At 67.6% G+C, this 26,060-nt stretch carries 22 protein-coding genes; 14 read left to right on the top strand and 8 right to left on the bottom strand.

Annotated elements, in window-relative coordinates:
* Positions 1 to 156 precede the first annotated feature (156 nt).
* From ASG92_RS22330 to ASG92_RS22340, 3 genes are all read left to right on the top strand, one after another.
* A complete protein-coding gene (locus ASG92_RS22330) occupies positions 157 to 1,338 on the top strand; it encodes an exonuclease SbcCD subunit D (RefSeq protein ID WP_056633556.1) in 1,182 nt (393 codons plus the stop codon).
* On the top strand, positions 1,335 to 4,364 hold the full coding sequence (locus ASG92_RS22335; protein ID WP_056633560.1) for an SMC family ATPase: 3,030 nt from the start codon (positions 1,335 to 1,337) through the stop codon (positions 4,362 to 4,364). The genes ASG92_RS22330 and ASG92_RS22335 overlap by 4 nt, the downstream gene beginning before the upstream one ends.
* A 105-nt stretch (positions 4,365 to 4,469) precedes the next feature.
* Complete coding sequence (locus ASG92_RS22340; protein ID WP_082579659.1) at positions 4,470 to 5,867, top strand: MFS transporter; 1,398 nt, start codon at positions 4,470 to 4,472, stop codon at positions 5,865 to 5,867.
* A gap of 67 nt (positions 5,868 to 5,934) precedes the next feature.
* Here the strand turns inward: ASG92_RS22340 and ASG92_RS22345 are convergent, their stop codons facing one another.
* Positions 5,935 to 6,669, bottom strand: a complete 735-nt coding sequence (locus tag ASG92_RS22345; protein ID WP_157372394.1) for a helix-turn-helix domain-containing protein — start codon at positions 6,667 to 6,669, stop codon at positions 5,935 to 5,937.
* 192 nt (positions 6,670 to 6,861) lie between these two features.
* On the opposite strand from ASG92_RS22345, the gene ASG92_RS22350 reads away from it, so the two are divergent.
* From ASG92_RS22350 to ASG92_RS22360, 3 genes are all read left to right on the top strand, one after another.
* Positions 6,862 to 7,392, top strand: a complete 531-nt coding sequence (locus tag ASG92_RS22350; RefSeq protein WP_056633566.1) for a flavin reductase family protein — start codon at positions 6,862 to 6,864, stop codon at positions 7,390 to 7,392.
* Between the two features lie 54 nt (positions 7,393 to 7,446).
* Positions 7,447 to 8,901 carry a 4-hydroxyphenylacetate 3-monooxygenase, oxygenase component gene (gene hpaB, locus ASG92_RS22355; protein WP_082579660.1) on the top strand — a complete coding sequence of 485 codons (1,455 nt, stop codon included), beginning with the start codon at positions 7,447 to 7,449 and terminating at the stop codon, positions 8,899 to 8,901.
* Between the two features lie 134 nt (positions 8,902 to 9,035).
* Positions 9,036 to 10,367: an MFS transporter gene (locus tag ASG92_RS22360; RefSeq protein WP_056633568.1), complete on the top strand. Its 1,332-nt coding sequence runs from the start codon at positions 9,036 to 9,038 to the stop codon at positions 10,365 to 10,367.
* A gap of 68 nt (positions 10,368 to 10,435) precedes the next feature.
* Here ASG92_RS22360 and ASG92_RS22365 read toward each other — a convergent pair whose 3' ends face one another.
* From ASG92_RS22365 to ASG92_RS22390, 6 genes are all read right to left on the bottom strand, one after another.
* Positions 10,436 to 11,089 (bottom strand): phosphoribosyltransferase family protein, encoded by a 654-nt coding sequence (locus tag ASG92_RS22365; protein WP_056633572.1) that lies wholly within the window; start codon positions 11,087 to 11,089, stop codon positions 10,436 to 10,438.
* A gap of 98 nt (positions 11,090 to 11,187) precedes the next feature.
* Positions 11,188 to 12,015 carry an alpha/beta fold hydrolase gene (locus ASG92_RS22370; protein WP_056633858.1) on the bottom strand — a complete coding sequence of 276 codons (828 nt, stop codon included), beginning with the start codon at positions 12,013 to 12,015 and terminating at the stop codon, positions 11,188 to 11,190.
* Between the two features lie 4 nt (positions 12,016 to 12,019).
* Positions 12,020 to 12,349, bottom strand: coding sequence for a biotin/lipoyl-containing protein (locus tag ASG92_RS22375; protein ID WP_056633573.1), 330 nt, complete (start codon positions 12,347 to 12,349; stop codon positions 12,020 to 12,022).
* Positions 12,342 to 13,397 (bottom strand): alpha-ketoacid dehydrogenase subunit beta, encoded by a 1,056-nt coding sequence (locus ASG92_RS22380; protein ID WP_056633574.1) that lies wholly within the window; start codon positions 13,395 to 13,397, stop codon positions 12,342 to 12,344. The genes ASG92_RS22375 and ASG92_RS22380 overlap by 8 nt, the downstream gene beginning before the upstream one ends.
* The gene (locus tag ASG92_RS22385) at positions 13,390 to 14,427 is read right to left on the bottom strand and encodes a thiamine pyrophosphate-dependent enzyme (protein WP_056633575.1); all 1,038 of its coding nucleotides are present in this window, start codon (positions 14,425 to 14,427) and stop codon (positions 13,390 to 13,392) included. The genes ASG92_RS22380 and ASG92_RS22385 overlap by 8 nt, the downstream gene beginning before the upstream one ends.
* A 137-nt stretch (positions 14,428 to 14,564) precedes the next feature.
* Positions 14,565 to 15,962 (bottom strand): amino acid permease, encoded by a 1,398-nt coding sequence (locus ASG92_RS22390; protein WP_056633578.1) that lies wholly within the window; start codon positions 15,960 to 15,962, stop codon positions 14,565 to 14,567.
* A 177-nt stretch (positions 15,963 to 16,139) separates the two neighbouring features.
* Between ASG92_RS22390 and ASG92_RS22395 the strand changes: the two genes are divergently transcribed.
* From ASG92_RS22395 to ASG92_RS22420, 6 genes are all read left to right on the top strand, one after another.
* Entirely contained in the window at positions 16,140 to 16,619 is a 480-nt protein-coding gene (locus ASG92_RS22395) for an Lrp/AsnC family transcriptional regulator (RefSeq protein ID WP_056633581.1), read from the top strand.
* Between the two features lie 146 nt (positions 16,620 to 16,765).
* Positions 16,766 to 17,476 carry an NUDIX domain-containing protein gene (locus ASG92_RS22400; RefSeq protein ID WP_056633584.1) on the top strand — a complete coding sequence of 237 codons (711 nt, stop codon included), beginning with the start codon at positions 16,766 to 16,768 and terminating at the stop codon, positions 17,474 to 17,476.
* Positions 17,473 to 18,780, top strand: coding sequence for a quinolinate synthase NadA (gene nadA, locus ASG92_RS22405; RefSeq protein WP_056633587.1), 1,308 nt, complete (start codon positions 17,473 to 17,475; stop codon positions 18,778 to 18,780). The genes ASG92_RS22400 and nadA overlap by 4 nt, the downstream gene beginning before the upstream one ends.
* 22 nt (positions 18,781 to 18,802) lie before the next feature.
* Complete coding sequence (gene nadB, locus ASG92_RS22410; RefSeq protein WP_056633588.1) at positions 18,803 to 20,638, top strand: L-aspartate oxidase; 1,836 nt, start codon at positions 18,803 to 18,805, stop codon at positions 20,636 to 20,638.
* Positions 20,631 to 21,503 (top strand): carboxylating nicotinate-nucleotide diphosphorylase, encoded by an 873-nt coding sequence (gene nadC / locus ASG92_RS22415; RefSeq protein ID WP_056633591.1) that lies wholly within the window; start codon positions 20,631 to 20,633, stop codon positions 21,501 to 21,503. The genes nadB and nadC overlap by 8 nt, the downstream gene beginning before the upstream one ends.
* Before the next feature lie 7 nt (positions 21,504 to 21,510).
* Complete coding sequence (locus tag ASG92_RS22420; RefSeq protein ID WP_056633594.1) at positions 21,511 to 22,674, top strand: cysteine desulfurase family protein; 1,164 nt, start codon at positions 21,511 to 21,513, stop codon at positions 22,672 to 22,674.
* A 34-nt stretch (positions 22,675 to 22,708) separates the two neighbouring features.
* Here ASG92_RS22420 and ASG92_RS22425 read toward each other — a convergent pair whose 3' ends face one another.
* The gene (locus tag ASG92_RS22425; RefSeq protein WP_056633864.1) at positions 22,709 to 23,947 is read right to left on the bottom strand and encodes an IS110 family transposase; all 1,239 of its coding nucleotides are present in this window, start codon (positions 23,945 to 23,947) and stop codon (positions 22,709 to 22,711) included.
* Between the two features lie 539 nt (positions 23,948 to 24,486).
* On the opposite strand from ASG92_RS22425, the gene ASG92_RS22430 reads away from it, so the two are divergent.
* Both ASG92_RS22430 and ASG92_RS22435 read left to right on the top strand, forming a co-directional pair.
* Complete coding sequence (locus ASG92_RS22430; protein ID WP_056633866.1) at positions 24,487 to 24,960, top strand: SRPBCC domain-containing protein; 474 nt, start codon at positions 24,487 to 24,489, stop codon at positions 24,958 to 24,960.
* Positions 24,961 to 25,000: 40 nt separating this feature from the next.
* Entirely contained in the window at positions 25,001 to 25,708 is a 708-nt protein-coding gene (locus ASG92_RS22435; RefSeq protein ID WP_056633597.1) for a FadR/GntR family transcriptional regulator, read from the top strand.
* Positions 25,709 to 26,060: the final 352 nt, after the last annotated feature.

The following is a 26,060-nucleotide window of genomic DNA, read 5'->3' on the forward strand; positions in this document are numbered from 1 at the left end:
CCCGCAACAAGTAGCACCGGGCATCAGCCCGGCAACAACAGCAGGCAGCAGAAGCGCCCAAATGACGGCCGGCACGGACCGCTGCCCGGGCGTGCCCCCGGACGCGCCGGACGGGGGGTCGGCAATACTGTCAGTGCCTGCGGATAGCGTAAGAATATGCGGTTATTGCACACCTCCGACTGGCATCTGGGCCGGTCCTTCCACGGCGTTGGCATGCTCGATGCCCAGCGCTCCTTTGTCGACCAGCTGGTCGCCCGGGTCCAGGACCTGTCCGTCGATGTGGTCCTGATAGCCGGCGATGTGTATGACCGCGCCCTTCCCGGCGTCGACGTCGTCGGGCTGCTGGACGACGCCCTAGTCCGGCTGACCGGTGCCGGGGCGCGCGTGGTGCTGACCAGCGGCAACCATGACTCCGCCATCAGGCTCGGATTTGCCTCGAGGCTGCTGGAGCGCGGGGGCGTCCATCTGCGGACCCGGCTCCAGGAGCTGGACGTGCCGCTGATGCTGCCGCTGGTGAGCGGGCCCGGGTATGACCAGTGCCCGGCCGTGGCGATTTACGGCATTCCCTGGCTCGAACCGCGCCTCGTGGCCGATCAGCTCGGCGTCGCGACGGCCAGCCACTTTGAGGTCACGCGTGCTGCCACGGAGCGCATCCGCGCGGACCTGGCCGCACGCAGTGAGTCGCGGACCGTCCATTCGGTGGTCCTTGCGCACACCTTCGCGAGCGGCGGAATCAGCTCGGACAGCGAACGTGACCTCAGCATCGGAGGAGTCGGCGCCGTTCCGCTGGATCTTTTTTCGGGCTTCAGTTACACCGCCCTGGGCCACCTCCACGGCCGGCAGGCACTCGCGCCGGACGTGAGATATTCAGGTTCGCCGCTGGCCTATTCCTTTTCCGAAGCGGGGCACCAAAAAGGCGCCTGGCTCGTCGACGTCGATGAGACCGGCGTGACCGCCGTGCAGGAGGTCCTTTGGGAGGCGCCGCGGAAACTCGCTGTCCTCCGGGGGACCATCACGGAGCTGCTCGAGTCGGCTGACCACGCGTGGGCGGAAGACGCCTACTGCCAGGTGACCATTACGGATGCCCAGCGGCCGGCCCAGGCCATGGAGAAGCTGAGGGCGCGGTTCCCGGACACGCTCGTACTCGGGTTCGATCCCGAGGGCGCGCCGGCTTCTGCGAAGACCAGTTACAGCAGCAGGCTCGCCGCGGCGGAGGACGACCTCTCGGTCTGCTGCGGGTTCCTGGAGCATGTCCGTGGCCGCGAGCCCGATGAGGCGGAGCGGTCCGCCATGACTGAAGCCTTGGACAACGTGCGCCTGCAGGGAGTGTCACTATGAGAATCCACCGCCTTGAGATCTGTGCCTTCGGCCCGTTCGCCGGCACCGAGGAAATCGATTTCGACCGGCTCAGCGGCCATGGGCTGTTCCTGCTCAACGGAGCCACCGGCGCCGGCAAGACCAGCGTGCTTGACGCCATCTGCTACGCGCTGTACGGATCCGTGCCCGGCGCGCGGCAGGACGGCAAGAGACTGCGCAGCGATCACGCGGAGTCAGCCACCGAACCCCGGGTGAGCTGCGAGTTTTCGGCCCGCGGCAGGCGGTTTGAAGTCTCCCGCTCCCCGGCCTGGGAGAAGCCCAGCGCGCGCGGCCGGAACGGATACACCACACAGCAGGCCAAAACGCTCCTGCGCGAGCGGGTGGGCGGCGAATGGATCGAAAAGTCCGGCAGGAATGACGAAGCCGGGGCCGAGATAGCTGCGATCCTCGGCATGGACAGGGAACAGTTCACCAGGGTGGTCCTGCTCCCGCAGGGAGACTTCGCGGCCTTTCTCCGCTCCAAGGCCTCGGACCGCCTGGAACTCCTGCAGAAACTTTTCGGGACCGAGCGCTTCGAGGCGGTGGAACGTGAACTGGCCCTGAAGGCCGCCGAAGCCGCCAGGGAAGTTGCAGGCCACAACGGCAAGCTGGCGCTGATCGCGGCACGTGCCGATGCCGAGGCCACGGCACTGGAGCTGGACCTGACCGGCGCCCCGGATGCCGGCCGCGCCGGCGATCGGCTCGGCTGGCTCGAATCTGCCGCGTCGGCCAAGGCGTCGGCGCTGGCCGCGGAGGCTGAATCGTGTGAGGCCCTGCACCGGGAATGCGCGGCCCGGCACGATCGCGAGCTGGCCCGCGAGGGCAGGCGGCTGAAACTTGCCGCTGCGCTGCGCCGGAAAGCGGACGCTGCGGCTGCTGCTTCGGCACTCAGCGACACCGCTGCCAGGCTGTCACTGCACCGAAAAGCCGAGATCCTTGGCGGACAGCTCCAGGCCGTGGCCGCGGCCGACGCCTTCGTGACACGTGCGGCCGAGGCGATGGAGAGTGCTGCGGCAGGCGTGGCGCGGGCTGCCAGGGAGCACGCCGAGCTGGCCGCCGCCGACCCCTCCGCCGTTGACGTCAGCGCCGAGCTGGTCCGGCTGCGGTCGCTGCTGGCCGTCGTGAACGAACGCCTGGCTGACGAGGACAGACTGGCTGGCCTGCGGTCCCGGGCCGCCGGGCTCGCAGGGGAGCGCGGGAGACTTTCGGACGCCATCCGGTCCCATGAAACCTCCCTTCTTTCGCTGCGCTCAGAGATGGCCGGGCTGCAGGCGGGCCTTCAAGCGCTGGAATTGCTGGCAGGCGAATCCGTGCTCCGCACCAAGGAAGCCGCGGCCGCCGACGAACTCGTGGACGTTGTCCGGCGCCATGGAGCAGCGGCCGTGGAATGTGCAGCGGTGACGGAGCGCCACCTTAGAGGCCGGGAAGAACACCAGGAACTGCGCACACGGTGGCTTGACGTCCGGGAGGAGCGCCTGTCCAACGCGGCAGCCGAACTCGCGGCGCGTCTGGAGCACGGCGAGCCGTGCCCGGTCTGCGGCAGCGCGGAACACCCGGCGCCGGTTCCAACCGCTGAATCCGCCCTGGGACTTGCCGACAAGGAGGAGCAGGCAAAGGCCGAATATGAGCGCGCGGAGAAGGCACTCGCCGCCCTGGACGCGGAACTCTCCGCCGCGCGGCAATCGGTCGCCGTGCTGGCCGGGCAGGGCGGCGACACTGATCCCGCCGAAGCACACGATGCGGCGCGGGCCGCAACGGAAGCGGCCGCCGAGGCCGCGGCCGCTGAGGTTGAACTGGCGAAGAGCCGGGCGCGGCAGGCGCAGCTTGCGGACCGTGTTGACTCCACGGAGCGGGCACGCGTGGAGGCAATGTCGCGCCTGGCCCAGACAGAGTCCGCCATGGTGGAAATCGAACAGCAGGCGGCCATGCTGGAGTCGGCGCTGGCCACGCTGCGGGCCGGCTATGGCAGCCTCAGCCTCCGCTGCGGCGGCATCGGCGAAACGATCGACATCCTGGAACGGGCCTCCTTGGCCCGAGCCCAACTGGACCAGGCGGCGGCCCGGCTGGCCGACGCGCAGGGCCAGCTGGACCGCGCGCTGCCGGAAGCGGGCTTCGATTCGGCCGCTGATGCGCAGGCGGCGCTTCTGGCGCCGTCTGAGTCGGCGCGGCTGGATGCTGCCGTCCGTGCCGGGCATGACGAACTGGCCCGGCTGGAGGAGCTGTTCGCCAGCGAGGAACTCATTCTGGCCAGCCAGGAACGCGAAACCGGCAACGCGACGGAGGCCGGGGAGCTGGAGCGGCTTCGGGCCGAGGCCCACCAGGCGGAGAGGGCGGCGAAGGACGTGGCGCTGGCCGCCGGACTGGCCCTGCAGAGCTGCGGGTCCCTTGGCCGGCTGCGGCGCGAATACGAGGAACTCGCGGAGGCCGGCCGGGGGCCGCAGGAACGCGCCGAGCTGTTGACGGCCCTGGCAGACGTTTCGCGCGGCTCCGGCGACAACAGCTACCGCATGAGCCTGAACAGCTATGTGCTGGCCGCACGGCTCGAACAGGTTGCCATTGCCGCGTCCGAGAGGCTCGTCGCCATGAGCGATGGGCGGTACACGCTGCAGCACACGGATGCCAGGGCCGCGAGGAACGCAAAGTCCGGGCTCGGCCTGGAAGTAGTGGACGAGTGGACCGGCCAGCGCCGCGATACATCCACACTGTCCGGCGGGGAGTCCTTCATGGCTTCGCTGTCCCTCGCCTTGGGCCTTGCGGACGTCGTGCAGCAGGAGGCCGGCGGCGTGGACATTGAAACCCTGTTCGTCGACGAAGGCTTCGGAAGTCTCGACGAACAGGCGCTGGAGCAGGTGATGGACGCGTTGGAGGGCCTGCGCGACGGCGGCAGGGTGGTCGGTCTTGTCAGCCACGTGGCGGAGATGAAGCAGCGGATCGGCACCCAGCTCCAGGTCGTGAAGGGACGCAACGGGTCCACCCTGCACGTCTCAGACACAGCCGCTGCAGCGTGAAGCCTGTGCAGGAGGAGCCTTTGCCCGTCGAGTAGAATCTAATGGTTACCGGGTTGCGCGCATCGGGAGGAGGGACGATGCGCACTACTGAACGAGCCCGGATACATGATCACCTCTACGGCGCCGCAGCGCCCTTCACTGCACTCTCCTTCACAGCACTCTCCTTCGCAGCCTCCCGCCGACACAGGCAACCCGTCCGCCGATTCGCCTTCGGCCCGCACGGGAAGCCGGTTCTCCCGGCTGCCTGAACTTGCGGGCAGGGGCTTTATTCCGCTGGGCCTGTTCGCCCGGCTGCCGCTGGCCATGCTGACGGTCGGCACGCTCACGCTCATCACCTCCGTCAGCGGCTCGTATGCCGTCGGCGGAACCTCGGCCGGCGCAGTGGGCATCGGATCGGCCATCGGCGCCCCCGTTCTGGGCGCCTTGGCGGACCGCTTCGGCCAGCGCCCGGTCCTCGAGGTTACGGCCATCCTGAACACCCTGGCCGTCCTCGCGCTGATCGCCACGGCATATGTGGTGCACGGTGCAGAAAGCAGCGCGGTACCCGTCCTCGCGGCGGCCTTCGTCGCCGGTATCAGCTGCCCCCAGGTCGGTCCGCTGGCGCGGGTCCGCTGGATGGCGCTGACGTCGGCCGGAAACCGCCAGGGGCGCGGCAAGGACCTGGACACGGCACTGTCCTATGAGAGCACGGCCGACGAGCTCACGTTCGTCCTCGGCCCTGCCCTCGTGGGCATCCTGGCCAGTCTGATCGCGCCGTGGCTCCCGCTGGCCCTTGCCGCCGCTCTGACCATCACGCTGGTGCCGGCCTTCGCCGTGCACCGGACGCATCTTTCGGTTCCCCGCAGAACTGTTGAACGCAGAACGGTTCCCCGCGGAACGGTTGAAGGCACAACTGTTGAACGCCGCGCCGAGCCACGCCGTGCGAACCGGGCGGGACTCGCTTCCTTCGCCGCCGTGTCGCTGCCCGTGCTGGCAATGGTCTGCATGGGCAGCTTTTTCGGCTCCACCCAGGCTGCCCTCAGTTCGTTTTCTGCCGCGTTTGCAACGTCCGAAGTCGCTGGTCTCCTGTATGCGGTCATGGGGCTCAGCTCGGCTGCGGCCGCCATTTCCGTGGCCTACTGGCCGGCGCGCTTCACCCTGGCTGCGCGCTGGCTGGCCGGGGCGGCTGTCATGGCCGGCCTGTCAACACTCCTGCTGCTGCCGGGCGACGGCTGGGCCATGGTCCTGGTGCTGCTGGTTCTGGGGCTGCCGGTGGGACCCGTCATGGTCACCGTGTTTGCCATTGGCGGCATCGTGGCGCCGGCGGGCCGGCTCGGAACCGTGATGACGGCGCTGGCCAGCGGCATCGTCGCCGGCACGGCCCTCGGTTCATCGGCCGCCGGCCAGCTGGCGCAGGGCAGCGGATACTCGGCGGCGTTCCTCGTTCCGGTAGCCGCCGCAGCGGCGCTGTTTGTGCTCGGCGCGGCTGCCGCCGTCGTCGTCCGCCGGAGCCGGCCCAAGTAGGTAACAGCACGCGCCGTTTTCAGCGCTGGGAACGGCGTGAGCTGCTACTCAGTTGGGCGGGAACGGGTCAGGCGAGCTGGCCTTCAATCCGCGCCGCGCTGGCCGTCAGCGCCGCGGCGAGTTCGGCTGGGTCCTGCGATGAACGGATATAGACGACGGCGACCGCCGCGGCCCGTCCGCCCGGCACCCTGATCGGGGCGGCCAGCGAGGAAACCCCCGCGATGACTTCGTCGTGGCTTGCCGCGTAGCCGCGCCGGCGCGCTTCTGCAGCCTCGGCACGGTACGGCACTCCAGGCGCCAGCTGGTTCCAATCGTGTTCCGACACGGCCGACTGGATGGCGATGCCGGGGGCGCCCGTGCTGATGGGATGCCGCGATCCGGGATGCTGGACCACCGTGGCGGCCGAATGGCGGGGCTCCACCGTGACCAGCGTGACGCAGTCCTGGTGGTCCCAGACGGCGACGAAGGCAGTCATGTTCAGTGTGTTGGCGAGCTGGGTCAGTTCCGGCAGCGCGGCCGTCTGCAGGTTGCGGGAAACCCCGCGCGCCAGCACGGCAAGGCCCGGACCGGGCTGCACCCTGCCCGCGTCGTCGCGCACCAGGAGCGAGTGGTCCTCCAGCGTCCGGAGAATCCTGTAGGCGACCGAGCGGTGGACGCCCATGGCGTCGGCGAGTTCGGCGATGGTCAGCGGGCGGTCGGCCTCGGCCAGGATTTCCAGGGCCCGGATGCCCCTGGAGAGAGTCTGTGACGGGGAAGCCTGGGCGGGCGCGGCCTGGGCGCCGGCACCGGCGATTGGATTCATGCTGTCCATCCTAGGCGGGGGAGCGGGACGTTTTGCCAGAGGGTCTTGTGTTGCGCGTCACCTTGGGCTAGCGTTCCATATAGGAATTTTGCGTTCAACTATAGAACAGCTCAACTATAGAACAGCTTCGGAAGAGCACGCCAGAGGCAGCCGCTCCGCAACGGTCAGCCTCAGCGACTGAAGGATTCGACGATGATCGCCAAGCCAGAAGCGGCCCCGGACGTCCCCAGCCGGACGTCCGTTCCGCGGGCCCATCACTTCCGCGGCAGCCTGGGCAGGTTCGCGACCGGCGTCGCGATCGTCACGTTCGACGGCGTCACCAAGCGCCACGGCATCACCGTGAACTCCTTCACGTCGGTCTCCATGGAACCGCCGCTCGTCCTGGTCAGCATCGCCCGCACCGCCAAGGCGCACGATGAGCTCGCGGGCCGCCCCTTCACCGTCAACATCCTGGGCGCCGAGCAGCGGCAGCTGGCCATGCATTTCGCCGGGCGCCCGGGACCTGAGCCCCTGTGGGTGGAGAGTGCGACGGCGCCGCGCCTGTCCAATGTCCTCGCCTACTTTGAGTGCAAGCCCTGGGCCGCGTACGACGGCGGCGATCACACGCTTTATCTCGGCGAGGTAGTGGACTTCAACTACCGCAACGGCGACGCCCTGGCGTTCGCCAACAGCGCGTTCACCATCATCCCGGAAAGCCAACTGGGCATGGAAGACCTTCTCTGACGCAGCATCACCCGTCCGACCCCCTGCAGTTCAACGACGACTGGAGACAGAACAATGGGAATCCGTACCGGCCAGCAGTATCTGGACAAACTCAATGCAATGACGCCTCATGTCGTCATCGACGGCGAAGTGGTTCGCGAAAAGGTGGCGGAGCACCCCGCCTTCCGTAATGTGGCGCGGTCCTACGCCAAGTTGTTCGACATGCAGCACGACAAGCAGTACCAGGAGGCGCTGACCTACAGTTCACCCACCACCGGCGACCTGGTGAACGCGTCCTTCATGGTGCCCAGGACCGTCGAGGACCTGCAGCACCGGCGCCGGGCGATCTCCACCTGGGCGGAAGCGACCAACGGATTCCTGGGCCGCACGGGGGACTACATGAACTCCGCCCTCACGGCCCTGGGCACGGCGGAGAAGTGGTTCGCCCAGGCTGATCCCAAGTTTGCCGAGAACATCCGCAACTACTATGAGTGGGCCCGCGAAAACGACGCCCTGGCTACCCACACGCTGATTCCGCCGCAGGTCAACCGGTCAGTGTCCGGCTCCGAACAGCTCGGCGGCCAGCTTACCGCCCACATCGTGGAGGAACGCGAGGACGGCATTGTCATCCGCGGCGCCCGCATGCTGGCCACCATCGCGCCCATTGCCGACGAACTGCTCGTCTTCCCGTCCACTGTGCTGCGCGGCACCCCTGAAGATGCGCCCTATTCCTTCGCCTTTGCCATTCCCAACGACACTCCGGGCCTGCGGTACCTGTGCCGCACATCGCTCTACAACGGCGGCAGCACGCACGACGAGCCGCTGGCCTCCCGGTATGAGGAGATGGATGCGGTGGCCATCTTTGATGACGTCCTGGTCCCGAGCGACCGCATCTTCATGCTCGGCAACCCGCAGCTGTGCAACTCGTTCTACGCGGAGACCGGCGCGGGGGCGCTCATGACCCACCAGGTGGTCACCCGGACCATAGCGAAGAGCGAATTCTTCCTTGGCCTTGCGTCGGAGCTTGCCGACTCCATCGGCATCGACGGCTTCCAGCACATCCAGGAGGACATCGCCGAACTGATCATCGACGTCGAGATCGGCAAGGCCCTGGTGCGCGCATCCGAGGCGGACGCCGAACTCAATGAGGCCGGTGTCATGCTGCCGAAGTGGACCACCCTGAATGCCGCGCGGAACTGGTATCCCAAGATCGCCCAGCGTTTTCCGCAGATCATCCGGAAGTTCTCCGCCTCAGGGCTCATGGCGCTCCCCGGCGAGGCCGACGTGAACAGCGAGGCGCGAGCGGACATCGACCTGTACCTGCAGGGGAAGACCCTCACGGGACCCGAGCGGGTGCGCCTGTTCAAGCTCGCCTTCGACGCGTCGATCTCGGGCTTCTCGGGCCGCCAGTCCCTCTACGAGTACTTCTTCTTCGGGGATCCGGTGCGGATGGCCGCGGCGCTCGTCAATACCTACGACCGCGGACCCGTCAGGGCCAGGCTCCGGGAATTCCTGAACCGCGCCGACTAAATGCACAGGCCCAAAAGATTTAAGTGCGATCCATCACAATTTCATAGTATCCTTCATACCAACTGACCGTTCGATCAGTAAATCGCTCGGCACCCCAACCCCGGCAGCATCTCTGCCCCAGCCACGGAGTTCACATGACCGCAGCTTCTTCCGTTGATTCCGAGACCGGCCCCAGCAGTAAGCACGAGGAACGCAAGGTCCTCGCGGGGACGCTGGTCGGCACCACCATTGAGTGGTACGACTTCTTCATCTTTGCCCAGTTGACGGGAACGCTGCTGTCGCCGCTCTTCCTGACCCCGCTGCAGCAGTCCAACCCCGGCCTTGCGCAGATTCTCTCCTTCGCCCTCATCGGCATCAGCTTCCTCTTCCGCCCGCTCGGTGCCGTCATTGCCGGCCACCTCGGTGACAGGCTGGGACGCAAGGCGATGCTTGTGTTCACACTCGTCATGATGGGGGCCGCAACATCCCTGATCGGCATGCTGCCGACCTACAAGGACATCGGTGTCTGGGCACCGATCCTGCTGATCACCCTCCGGATCATCCAAGGCTTCTCAGCCGGCGGCGAGTGGGGCGGAGCTGCCCTGATGGCCGTGGAGCACGCGCCGATGAGCAAGCGTGGAATCTTCGGCGCATATCCCCAGATCGGCGTGCCCATCGGCATGATCCTCGCGACAGGCCTGCTGTTCTTCCTCAACTCCAGCATGTCCAAGGAAGACTTTGCCTCCTGGGGCTGGCGTGTGCCGTTCCTGCTCTCCATCGTGCTGATCGTCGTCGGCTACCTGATCCGGCGGGCCGTGGCGGAAAGCCCCGTCTTCCGCGAGATGGCCGCCCGCAAGGCGGAGAGCAAGGCGCCTCTGGGGGAGCTCATCCGCCACCACAAGAAGCCTGTCCTCTACTCAACGCTGATCTTTATCGCCAACAACGCTGCGGGTTACCTGCTGATCGCCTTCTTCATCTCTTATGCCACCAGGGCCCTGCAAATGCCCGTGCCCCAGGTATTGCTCGCCACGACCCTTGCATCCTTCGGCTGGCTGATCTTCACACTGGCCGGCGGCTGGCTTTCGGACCGCATCGGCCGCGTCAAGACCTTTCTGACGGGCTACGCCATCATCTTCGTCTGGATGATCCCGATGTTCGCGCTCATCGACACCAGAAACATCTGGCTTTATGGCGTGGCGCTGTTTGTCCTGACGATCGGCCTGGGCCTTTCCTACGGCCCCATGTCCGCCATGTATGCCGAGATGTTCCCCGCGAACGTCCGGTACTCGGGCATCTCGATCGGGTATGCGTTCGGCGCGATCCTCGGCGGGGCGTTTGCCGCCACGATCGCCGAATCGCTGCTGCAGAGCACCAAGTGGACCGGATCCATCGGCATCTACATCATGATCCTCTGCGTGGTCTCCGCCGTCGGCGTACTGCTGGCGAAGGAGACCAAGGGCCGACTGCTCGGCGTCAGCCGGCACTGACGGATCTGCCGTAAGCAGTCAGTTCGCGGGAGCGGGTCCGGGCCGATGGTCCGGGCCCGCACCCGTGCTCAGGGCTGGGCGCCCCGCAGCAGGCCGATGGCCTCGTCGTCGGTCAACTGGTCGAAATGCCGGTAGAAGCTGCCCACGGCCCGGAACTTGCCGGGCAGGTGCAGGCACAGGACGTCGCACACCCGGGAAAGCGACTTTTCAGCCTCGATCGATCCGACCGGAGCGGCGGCGACGACGCTCGCGGCCCCCGCCGAACGTACGGCCTCGACGGCGGCCCGCATGGTGGCGCCGGTGGCCAGGCCGTCGTCGACCAGCAGCGCCGTCTTCCCGCGGACCTCATGGTTGATGCCGGGATACTTGTCGGCGCGGCGCAGGAGTTCATCCCGTTCGCGGCTTTCCACCTCGTCCAGCCACGCTTGGCGGACGCCGTTTTCCAGGACGCGCGCCACGAGCGGCCTGTTGAGCAGCCGGACAATCCTGCCCTCGGAATAGGCCAGGGCGCCGTAGGCCGTCTCGTCATGGCCGGGGATGCCGAGTTTTCTGACCAGGACGGCTCCGAACGGAAGGTGCAGGACGTTCGCTACGGCCGCGGCGACCGGAATGCCCCCTCGCGCGAGCCCGAGCAACACAGTGTCCGGCCGTTCGCGGAACTGCGGAAGTGCCGCCGCAAGCCGCTTTCCTGCTTCATCCCGGTCTTCAAAAACCATGCCCATGGGTTCCTCTTCCGGAGTCTCCGCCCGTCAAATCCAGCCTACCGCCGACGGGCCGCGCCGCGCGGGGCAAGTCTGCCGGGCTACCAGCTGCCGGGCTGCTAGCTGCCGAGGAACGCGACGGCCGCCTGTTTGAAGCCCCGGCTGGTGATGGCGCTGGTGTGGTTCCGGCCGGGAAGCACCAGCTGTTCGGCCATGGAACCGTACGTGGCGGCCAGTTCCGCGAGCCGCGGCATCGAGGCCGCGCGTTCGTCGTTTTCGCCCGCCACCAGCAGCATGGGCATATGCGGAACCGCTTCGGCGGGGTCGTAGGGCTCGCCCTTGATGGCCTCCACCAGTGACAGGAGCGCGAAGATGTTGTTGCTCGGCAGGGCCTGCGCCATCTTCAGGAGCCCGGCCGTGGATTCGTCGGCGATCGGCGTGCCGTCGGCGAGGTACCGCTGGGCTGCCACGAGATCGAACTCGGCCAGCGGATCAGCCACATTGGGTCCGCCGAGGACAATCCGGTGCACAATTTCCGGCTGCGTGGCACCGAACTCCCAGGCGAGCCGGGAACCGAGCGAGTAGCCGATCACGTCCAGGCCGCTGGAAGGGTCACCCGCGCGCACCGGCCGCACACCGGCGTCGAACGCTATCTGGAGGAGGTCCGCCCGCATCCGGCTGGGCGAGTAGGAGTCCATGTCTTCCGGGGCGCCGCTGCGGCCGTGGCCCGGCAGGTCCACCGTGATGACCCGCCTACCAGCGGCGAGGAGTGCGGAGAGCCAGCCGGTGTCCTCCCAGTTCAGTTTGCTGGAGGAGGAGAAGCCGTGGATCAGCAGGATGGGGCGGAGGCCGGCGTCGGCATCGGGATCGTGCACCTCGACGTACAGCTGGGGATCGGTGCCCTCCACGGTGTGGGAGTGCTGTTCGCCGGTGTGCCTGCCGCTCATCATGTCAGTCCTCATCAAATACGGCGCTCAGGCGGACCCGGCGCTTCGGTGCCTCTTCCTTCGGGACGGTGCCCACGATGCCGGCGGTGTTGTCCGGCACCTCAAACACAATCAGGGGCTCGCCGACATTGATCTTGTCGCCGGGCCCGCCGTAGATACGCACCACTTTACCTGCCTGCGGACTGGGCAATTCAACAGCGGATTTGGTGGTTTCCACCTCCACGAGCGGCTGGTTGCGCTCCACCTGTTCCCCGGGGGAGACCAGCCATTCGAGGACGGTTGCCTCGATCAGGCCTTCGCCCAGATCCGGGAGCGGGAAGGATATTTCAGCCACGTCGGTACTCCAATACTCGCTGCATGCCGAAAAGAATCCGGTCAATGTTGGGAATGTATTCGTCCTCGAGGTCCCCGGACGGGTACGGGACGTCGAAGCCCGTCACCCGCTCCACCGGCGCCTTGAGGGTGTCGAAACAGCCGTGCGTGATCAGCTGGGCCACTTCGGCACCCAGGCCGGAGGTCAGCGGCGCCTCATGGACGACGACGGCGCGCCGCGTCTTGCGCACGGACGTCACCAGTGCGTCTGCGTCGATCGGCTTGAGCCAGCGCAGGTCCAGGACCTCGACGTCGATGCCGTCCTCGGCGGCGAGTTCGGCCACCTGCAGGCAGCGGGACACCATGGCGCCCCAGGCAATGAGCGTCAGGTGGCGGCCTTCCCTCATGACCTTGGCGCCGGTGGGCGAGCCGGCGCCGGGGGCATCGGCGGCGCTGACGTCGACGTCGCCCTTTTGCCAGTACCGGGACTTCGGCTCCATGAAGATCACCGGGTCCGGGCGCGTGGCGGCGTACTTGAGGAGGTGATAGGCCTCGTGCGGGTTCGACGGCGACACCACCTTCAGCCCCGGCACGTGCGCGAACAGGGCCTCGAGACTTTCGCCGTGGTGCTCGGGTGCCCGGATGCCGCCGAAGCTGGGGACGCGCAGCGTGATCGGCATCGGCAGGGTGCCGCGGCTGCGGTAGTTCATCCGGGCGATCTGGCAGACGATCTGGTTGATGGCGGGGTACGCAAAGCCGTCGAACTGCACCTCCGGAATGGGATGGAAGCCGGCCATCGCGAGACCCACGGACATGCCCAGGATGCCTGATTCAGCCAGCGGGGTGTCGAAGACACGGTTTTCGCCGTGTTTGGACTGCAGCCCGTCGGTGATGCGGAAGACGCCGCCCAGCCGGCCGCAGTCCTCGCCGAGGATCACCGCTTTGGGGTTTTCCGTCAGCACCTCGTCCAGCGCGCGGTTGAGCGCCTGCTGCATGGACAGCTGTTCCACTCCCTGGCGTGGAGTTCCACCGGCCATGGCGGCCTCGCTTTCAAGGATGGCGTTAGACATGTTCGGATTCCTCTCGCCAGCTGGCGGCCTGGTTCTTGAGCGCGGGGGTGGTTTCCTGGAAGACGAGGTCAAACATCTCGCTGCCCGGCCGCGGACCGAGCGCTTCGATGCCTTCGCGGATTGACGTTTCCTCGGCTGCCGCGGCAGCCTGCGCCGCGGCGAAGAAGGCGTCGTCGGCGATGCCGTCATCCAGCAGCCGCTGGCGCAGGCGGCGCAGCGGGTCCTCGCCCGCGCCGGACCGCTCCTCGTCCAGTGAGCGGTAGCGTCCGGGATCATCGGATGTGGAGTGGGGGCCGCGGCGGTAGGTCATGGCCTCGACCACCACGGGCCCGTTTCCGGAGCGGCAGTGGGCCATGGCCCGCCGGGTGGCATCCAGCACGGCGACGACGTCGTTCCCGTCCACCTGGAGGCCGGGAATGCCGTAACCGGCGGCACGGGCGGCGACGGAGCCGCCCGCAACCTGGCGCTCGGTCGGGACGGAGATGGCCCAGCCGTTGTTCTGGACGAAGAAAACCACCGGTGCCTTCATGACGGCCGCGAAGTTCATGGCCTCGTGGACGTCGCCCTGCGAGGAGGCGCCGTCGCCCAGGTACGCGAGCGCAACGCCGTCGTTCTGTTCGAGCGTCTGGCCGTGGGCCCAGCCCACCGCGTGCAGCACCGAACCGGCCACCACGGCCTGGATCGGGGCGAGGCGTGAGGTGACGGGGTCGTAGAGTCCGCCGTGCCAGGTGGCCTTGTGCGTGGACATGTACGCCACCATGTCCACGCCCATGGCCCGGGCCACGCCCATCTCGCGGTACGTGGGGAAAACAAAGTCACGGGACGTGTCCACGGCATAGCCGCTGCCCACCTGGGCGGCCTCCTGGCCGAGTTCCGGGGCGTAGCCGGGGATGATGCCCTGGCGCTGCCACGCGACGGCCGAGACGTCGAGGTGGCGGACCGCGGCCATCAGCGAGTACAGCTCACGCAGCTGGTCAGGAGTGGGCGGGGGAGCGGCGTTGCCGTCGTCCGGAAGGGGCAGGGTGTCCATAGCTGTGACCCTAGTCACCGCGAAGTCGCCCGGCAATCAGCTCCGCGGACACTGATCAGACTGTCAATACTGCACAGTCAAACGCGGAAGGGGCTGCACAAATTGTGCAGCCCCTTCCGTTTGTGTTCGGCCGGGCGCTAGTCCGCTGCGGAGCCGGCGCGGACGGCGACCCGCGAGGCGGTGAACCTTGCGCCCAGCCAGCAGGCGGCGGCGATGCCGGCGATCAGCAGGACGGTGCTGATCAGCTGGATCCGGCTGCTCTCGGCGCTCAGACCAACGGCGAAGATCAGGCCAAGGAGGACGAGGCCGAACACCGTCAGGGCGGGGAAGCCCTTCATGCGCAGGGGCAGGGGAGTTCCATCGCGGTCCGCGCGCCGGCGCAGGATCAGCTGGGAGACGAGGGCGGTACCCCACACCACAAGGCAGGTTGACCCGACGAGCTGGAACAGCGCGGGCAGGATCCGTTCAGGAAACAGCAGCTCAAGCACGGTGGCAATGAAGCCGAACGCAACAGAGACGCCGACGGCGACCATCGGCACCTTTGCGCCGCTGAGCCGCGACAGGAAGGCCGGCGCCTCGCCGCGTTCGGACAGCGAGTAGACCATGCGGGACGCCCCGTAAAGGTTGGCGTTCAGTGCGGACAGGAGCGCGACGACGGCCACCAGGGTGATCGCCGTGCTGGCCCCGGGAATGCGGGCGGCGTCCAGGACGCCCGCGAACGGCGACGCCAATGCCTCCGAGGTGGCGGGCAGCACCGCCGCGATGACGAACACGGATCCGATGTAGAACACCAGGATCCGCCACACCACGGTCCGGATGGCCTTGGCCACGCTGTGCTCCGGATCTTCTGTTTCGGCGGCCGCGACGCTGACGATTTCCGTCCCGCCGAACGCGAAGATCACCACGAACAGGGCCGTCGCGATGCCGCCCAGGCCCGCCGGAGCGAAGTCCGTGGCGATGTTGCTGAGCCCGGGCGTGGCGACGTCGGGCAGGAGCCCGAAGAGCAGTGCGGCGCCGATGGCCAGGAAAATCACGATCGCGGCGACCTTGAGGATGGCGAACCAGAATTCAAATTCGCCGAAGTTCTTCACGCCGGCCAGGTTGATGGCCGTAAACACCACCATGAACACCAGCGCGAGGGCCCAGACCGGAATGGCCGGCCAGACCGAGAACAGCAGCCCCGCGGCGCCGAGGGCCTCCGCCGCGATGACCACCACGAGCTGGAGCCACCACAGCCAGCCCACCGTGGCCCCGGCCGTCTTGCCCATGGCCCTCTCGGCGTAGACGGAGAAGGCCCCGCTGTTGGGGTTTGCCGCCGCCATCTCGCCGAGTGCCCACATGACCAGGATGATCAGTGTGCCGGCAACCAGGTAGGAGATCAGGACGGCCGGGCCGGCGGCCTGGATCCCGGCCCCCGATCCGAGGAAGAGCCCGGCGCCGATTGCGCTGCCCAGTCCCATCATGGTCAGTTGGCGGGGTTTCATGCTGTGGCCGAGTTCTACTGCCGGACGCTCCGCCGTGGACTTCATCGTCATGCTGCGTACCTTCTTGGGGTTGGTGAAAACAGGGGTCCTTTTGGGACCTTTCGAATCTACCGCCTCGCCGGGAACACCGCGGCCCCGGCGCGTGAGATCATGGGTTCAGTTTGCTCAAGACATCGGCCCAAGTGTCAGCATTTTGTGTTGCTGCATATCCGAGGACGGGAAAACCTGATGAACGTGGATGCGCTGGACGCCAAAATTGTCCGATTCTTCACCGATTCGCCGCGTGCTTCCGTCCTTGAGGCCTCCCGGGTGCTCAGGATCGCCCGGGCCACCGTCCAGTCGCGGCTGGACCGGATGGCGGAAGCCGGCGTGATCGGATCCTGGGTGCCGCACCCCGACCCGGCCCATTTCGGGTTTCCCGTGGTTGCCTTCTGCTCGCTGACCATCAACCAGGACCTCGGGCACGATGCCGTGGTGGCGGCGCTCGCGGAGATCCCGGAGCTCATCGAGATCCATACCGTCTCCGGCAGCTCGGACCTGATGGCGCGCATCGCGGCCCGCTCCAATCCGGACCTCCAGCGCGTCCTCGATGCGATGATCGCCACCAGGACTGTGCTGCGGTCCTCCTCGGTGATCGTCCTCAACACCCATTTCGAGGGCCGGACGCTTCCCCTGCTTGAAGCGGTGGCCGCAGGGAACCGTGCCTAGGGCAGGGGGCCGCGCAAAGGGCCGGGCCCGACGAAACATTTTGTTCCCCCGCCGGAGAGCCGTAGAATCAGTTTTAGTCATTTTGACTATAACTAACCGGATGGTCAGCAGGACCCCCGAACGCGCAGTGAAGCGGGTGAAAAACCGTGTACACCACCTCAGCCAACGTTGCCGAGCGGCAGGCCGCTCCGCCGTCGTTGGCGATTTCCACGGTGATCTTCGCCCTTCGCCCCAGTGAGGCCTCCGGCCGTCCCACGCTCTGGCTGCCGCTGGTCCGCCGGATCCGGGAGCCGTTCAAGGGCCTCTGGGCGCTCCCGGGCGGACCGCTGACACACTCTGAGTCGCTGCAGGACGCCGCCTCGCGGAACCTGCGGGAAACCACGGGCCTGGCCCCCAGCTACCTCGAGCAGCTCTACGCTTTCGGGGGCCTGCACCGGTCGCCCACCCAGCGCGTCGTGTCCATTGTTTACTGGGCGCTGGTGCAGCCGACCGAGGCCGCGCTCGCCGACGAATCGGAGAACGTCAGGTGGTTCCGGGCCGACAAGCTGGGGGAGCTGGCCTTCGACCACAACGCGATCGTCGACTACGCGCTCTGGCGGCTGCGGAACAAGCTCGCCTACGGCTCGATCGCGTACCACCTGCTGGGGGAGTACTTCACCCTCGCCCAGGTCCGGGAAGTCTACGAAGCCGTCCTGGACACCCGGCTGGACCCGGCCAACTTCCGCCGCCAGATCAAAGCCACACCGGAAATCGAAGAAACCGGTGAATACCTCCAGGGCGGCAAGCACCGCCCGCCACGCCTCTACCGATTTACCGGCCGCCCCGGCCTTGACCCAGATAACAGGAGTACCCCATGAGCAGCGTCAATACGGCAATCCAGCTGATCACGCGTGAACAGGCCGAAAAGGGCCGCGCCGCAGCCGCCGGCAGCACTTGCAGCCCGGCCCTGGCCAAGGGGCCCTGGGACTATGACCTCGCGGAAGCGCTGGCCGGCATCCCGGCGTACGGTCCCGGAGCCTCCAGCGCCGACGTCGCGCCGCCGTCGACGCCGCGCCAGGGCCAGCTCCCCGAGGAGTACAAGCTGGCCGGCGACGCCGAGCTGGACGCCCGGATCCGCGCCGCCAAGGCCACACTCGGCGACCGCGCCCTGATCCTGGGCCACTTCTACCAGCGCGACGAAGTGGTGCAGTACGCCGATTTCGTCGGCGATTCCTTCCAGCTGGCCAACGCCGCCCTGACCAGGCCGGACGCCGAGGCCATCGTCTTCTGCGGCGTGCACTTCATGGCGGAAACGGCCGACACCCTCTCGAAGCCTGAGCAGGCGGTCATCCTGCCCAACCTCGCCGCCGGATGCTCCATGGCGGACATGGCGGACGCGGACTCCGTGGAGGACTGCTGGGAACAGCTGGAGGAGATCTTCGGCACCGAGCCCGACGCCGAGGGTCGGGTTCCGGTCATCCCCGTCACCTACATGAATTCTTCAGCCGCGCTGAAGGCCTTCTGCGGCAGGCACGGCGGCATCGTCTGCACCTCCTCGAACGCCAGGACCGTCCTGGAGTGGGCCTTCGAGCGAGGCCAGCGCGTCCTGTTCTTCCCGGACCAGCACCTGGGCCGCAACACCGCGAAGGCGCTGGGCGTCCCGCTGGAGCAGATGCCGATGTGGAACCCGCGCAAGGAACTCGGCGGGAACGACGAGCAGGCCCTGCTGGACTCCAAGGTGATCCTCTGGCACGGCTTCTGCTCGGTGCACAAGCGCTTCTCGGTAGCGCAGATCGAGAAGGCCCGCGCCGACTTCCCCGGCGTCCAGGTGATCGTCCACCCCGAATGCCCGATGGAAGTGGTGGACGCAGCGGACTCCGCCGGATCCACGGACTTCATCCAGAAGGCCATCGCCGCCGCCGAGGAGCCCACGGTGTTCGCGATCGGCACCGAGATCAACATGGTGAACCGTCTCGCGGCCCAGTACCCGCAGCACACCATCTTCTGCCTGGACCCGGTGATCTGCCCGTGCTCCACCATGTACCGGATCCACCCGGGCTACCTGGCGTGGGTGCTCGAAGAACTCGTGGCGGGCCGCGTGGTCAACCGCATCACCGTCGACGACGCCGTGCAGCAGGACGCCAGGACCGCGCTGGAGCGCATGCTGGCCGCCAAGCCCTAATGAAACCCGAAGTGAGCCCCGCATGAACACCACCAGCGGAACCGAGAACCCCCAGCGCCCGCGGCTGATCGTCGTCGGCAGCGGCATAGCAGGCCTGTACGGGGCGCTGCTCGCCGCCGACGCCGGCGCTGACGTGGTGCTGCTGACCAAGGGCGCGCTCGCGGACAGCAACACGTACTACGCCCAGGGCGGCATTTCAGCGGTCCTGGACGAGCCGGCGCCGGGGGATACCGTGGCCGCGCACATCGCCGACACGCTCCAGGCCGGAGCGGGCCACTGCAACCCGGAAGCCGTCCGGGTGCTGTGCACCGAGGCGCGCCGGGACATCGCCGGGCTTGGGCGCTTCGGCGTGCGTTTTGACCTGGACGACGACGGCGATCCCGCCTTGGGGCTCGAAGCCGCCCACTCGGCGCCGCGCATCCTGCACGCCGGCGGCGACGCCACCGGCGCGGGGATAGCCAACGCCCTCATCTGCGCCGTGCTGGCGGCCCAGGCGTCCGGCCGGATCCGGCTGCTGGGCCACGCGCGGGCCACCGCGCTGCTCCAGTCCGGGCGGCGCGTGACGGGCGTTGAATTCCTCCATGACGGCCAGCTGAAGACCATCCAGGCCGACGCCGTCCTGCTGGCCACCGGCGGAGCGGGACAGCTGTTTGCCCAGACCACCAACCCGTCCGTCGCCACCGCGGATGGACTTGCCCTGGCCTGGCGCGCCGGAGCGGCGGTTGCGGACCTGGAGTTCTTCCAGTTCCACCCCACCTGCATGGTCCGCACGGCCGAAGTAGCCGAGGCGGAAGCGAACCAGGACCCGCTGCTGATCTCCGAGGCGGTCCGCGGCGAGGGCGCATTCCTCGTGGACGCGCAGGGCCGCCGGTTCATGCGGGAGTACCACGCGGACGCCGAACTCGCCCCGCGGGACGTCGTCTCGCGCAGCGTTGCCCTGCACCTTGCCGCCCTCGGCGATCCGAACGGCCACGTCTACCTCGACGCCCGCGTCATCGAGGCCGCGAAAGGTCCGGGATTCCTGGAGAAGCGCTTCCCCACCATCACGCGGCGCACGCGCGAAGCCGGCATCGACTGGACGCGGGAACCGGTTCCCGTGGCGCCGGCCGCGCACTACTGGATGGGCGGCGTGTCCACCGACCTGCACGGCCGCACCACCGTGCCCGGGCTCTTCGCCGCCGGCGAGGCCGCGTGCACCGGGGTCCAGGGCGCCAACAGGTTGGCCAGCAACTCCTTGCTTGAAGGGCTGGTCTTTGGACGTCGGGCTGTTGAAGCGTTCCTTGGCGAGCAGCGTGGGCCGTCGCAAGACAGCGGTTCCGTTGGGGCGTCGCCTGACGGCGCCCCTCCGCGTGCTAGCTCGGCCGCTGGCGGCCTCCCTTTGACGCACGCTTCCGGGACCCCGTCAGTTGACGCGTCCGAAGCGCCGTTCAGCGCTTCTCTGGAACCGTCGCCTGACGGCGATTTCCCCGCTTGGGAGTTCGAAGCTGCGCCTGGACCTGGGCCTATAGAGGCTTCCTTTGCTCGGCCGGGGACGTTTTCCCGTGGCGCCCTGCGGCGGCTGATGACGGCGAACGCCGGGGTGCTGCGCACCGGTGGGCAGCTGCGCGAGGCGGGTGCCGCGCTTGCGGCGTGGGCCGCCGTCGTACGTCCCGACAACGTGCCGGACGCCGGGGACCCGCGGGAGCACGAGGACGCCAACCTGTTGCTGGCCGCCCAGCTGCTGGTCCATGCCGCCCGGGAGCGGCGGACGTCCCTCGGGGCGCACTACCGCGACGACGGCAGGCCGGAGGCCGCGGCCGCCGAAGACATTGACAAACGATACAGAATGACCCGGAAAGCGAGCCTCGTCCATGACTAGCCTGACCCTCCCCGCAGCACCCGTCCGGGAGATCCTGGAACGGGCCTTCGCGGAGGATGCCCCCAGCGGTGACATCACCTCGCAGCTGCTCATTCCGGCCGAAGCCCGGGCCACAGCGGTGCTGAATGCCCGTGTTCCCGGCGTCTTCAGCGGCGGCACCGTGTTCAAGGACGCCATGCAGCTGATCGACCCGGACACCGAAGTGGAGCTGCTCGTCGCCGACGGCCAGGCGTTCGACGCCGGGACGCGGCTTGCACGGGTCAGCGGACGGGCGCGCAGCGTGCTGCTGGCCGAACGCGTGGGGCTCAACCTCGCGCAGCGGATGAGTGCCATTGCCACGCGGACCGCGGAGTTCGTGGCGCTGGTGGACGGGACGAAGGCCCGCATCACGGACACCAGGAAGACCACGCCCGGCCTGCGCGTCCTGGAACGCTACGCCGTGCGGTGCGGCGGCGGCGCCAACCACCGGTACAGCCTGTCCGACGCCGTGCTGGCGAAGGACAACCACCTCGCCGTCATGACCGGGGGCGATCCGGGCAAGCTGACCGCGCTGCTGGCGGCGGCCAAGGCCCAGCTCGGGCACACCACGCACTTCGAGGTGGAGGTGGACAGCGCGGACCAGATCGAACCCGTCCTGGCCGCCGGGGTGGACACCATCATGCTGGACAACTTCACGCTCGACGAACTCCGGGCCGGTGTCCGCCAGGTGGGCGGGCGTGCTGTGGTGGAAGCCAGCGGCAACGTCAACCTGGGCACCGTCGCGGACATTGCGGCCGCCGGAGTGGACGTCATCTCCGTCGGAGCACTCACCCACAGCGTCACGGCGCTGGACCTCGGCCTGGACGTCGAGCTGACGGTCACCTGAGCCGGCCATGATCTTCCTCGACGCAGCAGCCACCACGCCGGTCCGCCGCGAGGTGCTGGAGGCCATGTGGCCTTTCCTTACCGGCGAGTTCGGCAATCCGTCGAGCCATCATTCGCTGGGCGATGCCGCCGCCCGGGCGCTCGCGGAGGCCCGCAAATCTGTAGCGAACGTGCTGGGCTGCCGCGCGGCGGAGGTGACGTTCACCTCGGGCGGCACGGAGGCTGACAACCTGGCGGTCAAGGGAATTGCGCTGGCACGGCAGGCCGCGGACCCTGCGCTGAACCGCGTGGTGATCAGCGCCGTCGAACACCCGGCGGTGGAGGAATCAGCGCGCTATCTCGAACGCTTTCACGGGTTCACCGTGGATGTGGCGCCCGTGGACAGCTACGGAACGGTGACCGCCGAGGCACTCGCCGCGGTGCTCCGGCCCGAAACGGCGCTGGTCAGCATCATGTATGCCAACAACGAGGTGGGCACGGTTCAGCCCGTTGCGGCGCTCGCCGCCCTGGCACGGGAGCGCGGCGTTCCCTTCCACACCGACGCCGTGCAGGCCGCCGGGTGGCTCCCGGTTGACGTGAAAACGCTGGGCGTGGACGCCCTGAGCATTTCCGGGCACAAGCTCGGCGCCCCCAAGGGCTCCGGCGTCCTGTTCCTCCGCGGCAGGACGAAGACGGAACCGCTGGTGCACGGCGGCGGGCAGGAGCGCGGCCGGCGTTCCGGCACGGAAAATGTGGCCGGGGCCGTGGGCCTGGCCACCGCGCTCGCCCTGGCCCACGCCGATCAGGAGGCGCTCTCGGAACGGGTCACGGGGCTGCGGGACAGGTTCATCAGCGCTGTGCTGGACCGTGTTCCCGGCGCAGTGCTGACAGGCCATCCGGCCGAACGGCTGCCGTCCGTGGCATCCTTCTGCTTCCCGGGCACCAGCGGCGAGTCCGTGCTCCTGGAGCTGGAACGCCAGGGCGTGGTCTGCTCCAGCGGTTCGGCCTGCGCGGCAGGATCGGACGCGCCATCTCCGGTGCTCCTGGCGCTGGGGATCGGGGCCGAGATTGCCCAGACCGCGGTCCGGTTCAGTTTTGACTCCTCGGTGACCGCAGCGGACCTGGAGACCGCCGCCGCTGCGGTGACGGCCGCCGTCGGAAGTGTGCGGAACCTGGGCCACCTCCCCGCGTAGCCGGCAGCCCAACTAACACGAAAGTAGAAGTCGGTTAGGCCGCCGGGGACGGRGTGAGGGTGACGGTGAAGCCAAGGCTGTTGAGTTTGCTGATGGCGTTGTTTCTGGCTTTGGCGGGGTCGATGCGGGTGAAGTGTCCGGGTCCGGGGTCGGCATAGCATTCGCCTTGGGCGAGCATGTGCCAGACGGCWTTCAGGATCGAATGTTCAACAGCAACGAGCGCTCTCATGGGCCCGCGTCGGGCCGTGATGTGCCGGTATTTGGCAGCCAGGTAGGTGTTTTTACTCCGGGCAGCCGACATCGCTGCAGTGCCCAGTGCTGCCTTGAGGTATTTGTTGCCAGGCAGGATGTGCGCGGACTTGACCCTGCCCGCGGATTCGTTCGAGCCGGGACAAACTCCCGCCCAGGACGCGAGCCTGCCCGGGGTTTCAAAGACCATCATGTCCGCGCCTGTTTCGGCGATGATCACTTCGGCGCCTCGGAGCGAGACGCCGGGGATGGTGGCCAGGAAGTCCCTGGCTGCACGAAAGGGCGCCATCGCCTCCTCGACCCGGGCGGTGAGCGCCTCGATGATGCGTGACTGGGCATCGATCTGGTCCAGATGCAGCCGGACCATGAAAGCATGGTGGCCCTTGAAGCGGCCGGTGAGCGCGTCGACGAGTTCGGGGATCTTGGAGCGCAGGGTCCCCCGTGCCAGCCCGGCAAGGACTTCCGGGTTCCGTTCACCGGCGATCAGGGCCTCCAACATGGCCCTCGAGGAGACCCCGGTCAGGTCCGCAACGACAGAAGAGAGCTTGATGCCCGAGCCCTCCAAAAACTTTTCCAGCCGCTGGATCTCCCGGGCCCGGTCCCGGGTGGCTATGGAGCGGGCACGGGTCAGGTCCCGCAGCTCACGGATCGGCTCCGGCGGAACGAACGAGGCCCGGATCAGCCCGTGGGCGGCAAGCTGGGCAAGCCAGGCCGCGTCGGAGACATCGGTCTTGCGTCCCGGGATGTTGCGGGTCGCTTTGGCGTTGACCAGCACCACCGGCAAGGTCTCCTCCAACAGGTAGAAGAACGGTTTCCAGTAGTCGCTGGTCGCTTCCATTGCCACCACCGTGACGTGCTCGCGCTCCAGGAAGTCCCGCAGTTCCAGGATGCCGGTCGTGGTCGCGCCCCACGTTGTGACCGTGGAGGTGTACGTTCCGGCACGTTTGCCTGGCACACGCAGGCAGACCTTGGCGTCGCGTTTGGAAATATCCATCCCGGCCGCCCGCTCGTGCAYGATATCCATGACCATTCCTCCTGACATGCTGTGCCGATGGTTGGCGTCTGCCGCGGGAAGGACAGGGAAAATCAGGAATCTAACACTCGTGCTCAAGGGCAACAATCCACGGTTCCCGTGGAAGTCCTCCGCGCCACGCTAAGTAACAGGCTCAACCACAGCACCAAAGTTGGACCGGCGTCCACCACGACAGACACCACCATGATCCGCCCAGCCACAACCGCCCGCCAGAACCAATGGCGAGACGACAACGAACTTTCTCCTGCCACGGCGCGGCAGCGACGCCTGACCGCTANCCGGCGTCCACCACGACAGACACCACCATGATCCGCCCAGCCACAACCGCCCGCCAGAACCAATGGCGAGACGACAACGAACTTTCTCCTGCCACGGCGCGGCAGCGACGCCTGACCGCTARGTAGCAGCACACGCCGTTCTCAGCCCTAGGAACGGCGTGTGCTGCTACTCAGTTGGGCCGCCGGGCGGGGCTGGGCACCGCGGGGACGCTTCGGACAAACGTTCCCTTCCACTCCCGGCCGCCGGGTGCCATGAACGAGCAGCCAGGCGGACTGGTCCTCAATCTCAAATGCGCTGTCAGTGCGCCGCGGGAGCGGGTCTTCAACCTGCTGACCGAGCCGGCGGATTTGGTGAAGTGGTGGGGGCCGCACGGCTTCACAACGCCCGAGGCGGAGCTCAACTTAGTAGTCGGCGGTGGCTACCGCTTCTCCAGGAAGCCGCCTGACGGTGAGGAGTTCCACCTCGCGGGAGAGTTCCTCGAAATCGAACCGCCGAGTCGCCTCGCCTACACCTTTCGCTGGGAAGAACCTACCCCTGACGACCGCGAAACGGTGGTAACCCTCACCCTCGAAGCACTGGATAACGGCACCGAGGTCACCCTGGCGCAAGGCACCTTCGCCACCGCGGAACGGCTCGAGCTGCACCGAAGCGGCTGGACCGAGGGGTTCGAGAAGCTGCGGCTGCTGGCAGGATCCGCTGTGGATAGGCCTCAGCCGACGCCGTAACCTGTTGACAGCCGGACGTGACGCATGCCATATTTGCAGCATGAACCTGTTGGACAGCTGGACAGTTGGACAAGCTAAAGTGATACGGGTCGGCGCAGCTGAGGCCGTGTTCGCATCCCTTCGCAACGCCATTGAAGCTGGCAAGATTCCGGTCGGCGCACGGCTGGATTCGGAGGCGTCGCTGGCCCAGCTGTACGGCGTGAGCCGGTCGATGGTCCGGGAAGCACTGAAGTCGTGCAATGCGCTCGGTCTGACGGCTACCTTCACCGGAAAGGGCACCTTCGTCATCGCCGACCGCGTCGCCCCGGACCTGAAGCTCGGAAAATACTCCGCCCGCGACCTCGTGGAGGCGCGTCCCCACATCGAAGTACCCGCCGCTGCCCTTGCCGCCGAACGCCGGACCGGCGAGGATGTGGAGGCACTTCGGGACATTCTCGAGGCCATGTCGGATGAAGATGATCTCCAGCAGTGGATCCTTCTCAACGCCGAGTTTCACGCCACTATCGCCCGGTGCAGCGGCAACGAGGTCTTTGTCGGCGTTCTGACAGACATCCGCGAGGCCATGGCTGACCAGTCGAACACCCTGAACCTGGTGGCTGATCGGCGGAAGGAATCCGACCGGGAGCACGCCCGCATTTTCGCTGCCATCGAGCGCGGGTCCGCCCAAGAAGCCTCCAGGGCCATGACACGGCACCTGCACGGGGTGGAGTGTGCGTTGGGCAGCATCGTCCCCGGCGGCGAGAGCTGACCCACGATCTGACCCGTCCCGGACCTATTCCCGTTAGTTAATCGCTGCACGCGGCGGCCTCGGTGCTGCCTGCCCGCGAGGCGCCGCGCCGGTTCCGCCATGACCATTCCCAATCACTCTGCAATGCAGACCGCCGGTGTCCCTTGCTGCGCCGGGCCGCCAAGTCGGCCTGCCGCGACCCCCTGATTTCCCGTCCAAACCCGTCAACGAAGCCCCGTGAGGACCCCTTATGACCACCATCACCGCCGCCCCGGACGTCCGGTCCGAGCACGATCTCCTCGGCGACCGGGACGTTCCCGCGGCCGCCTACTGGGGCGTGCACACCCTCCGCGCCGTGGAAAACTTCCCCATC

Origin of the sequence: Arthrobacter sp. Soil736, from assembly GCF_001428005.1 — a bacterium.
Lineage (GTDB): Bacteria > Actinomycetota > Actinomycetes > Actinomycetales > Micrococcaceae > Arthrobacter.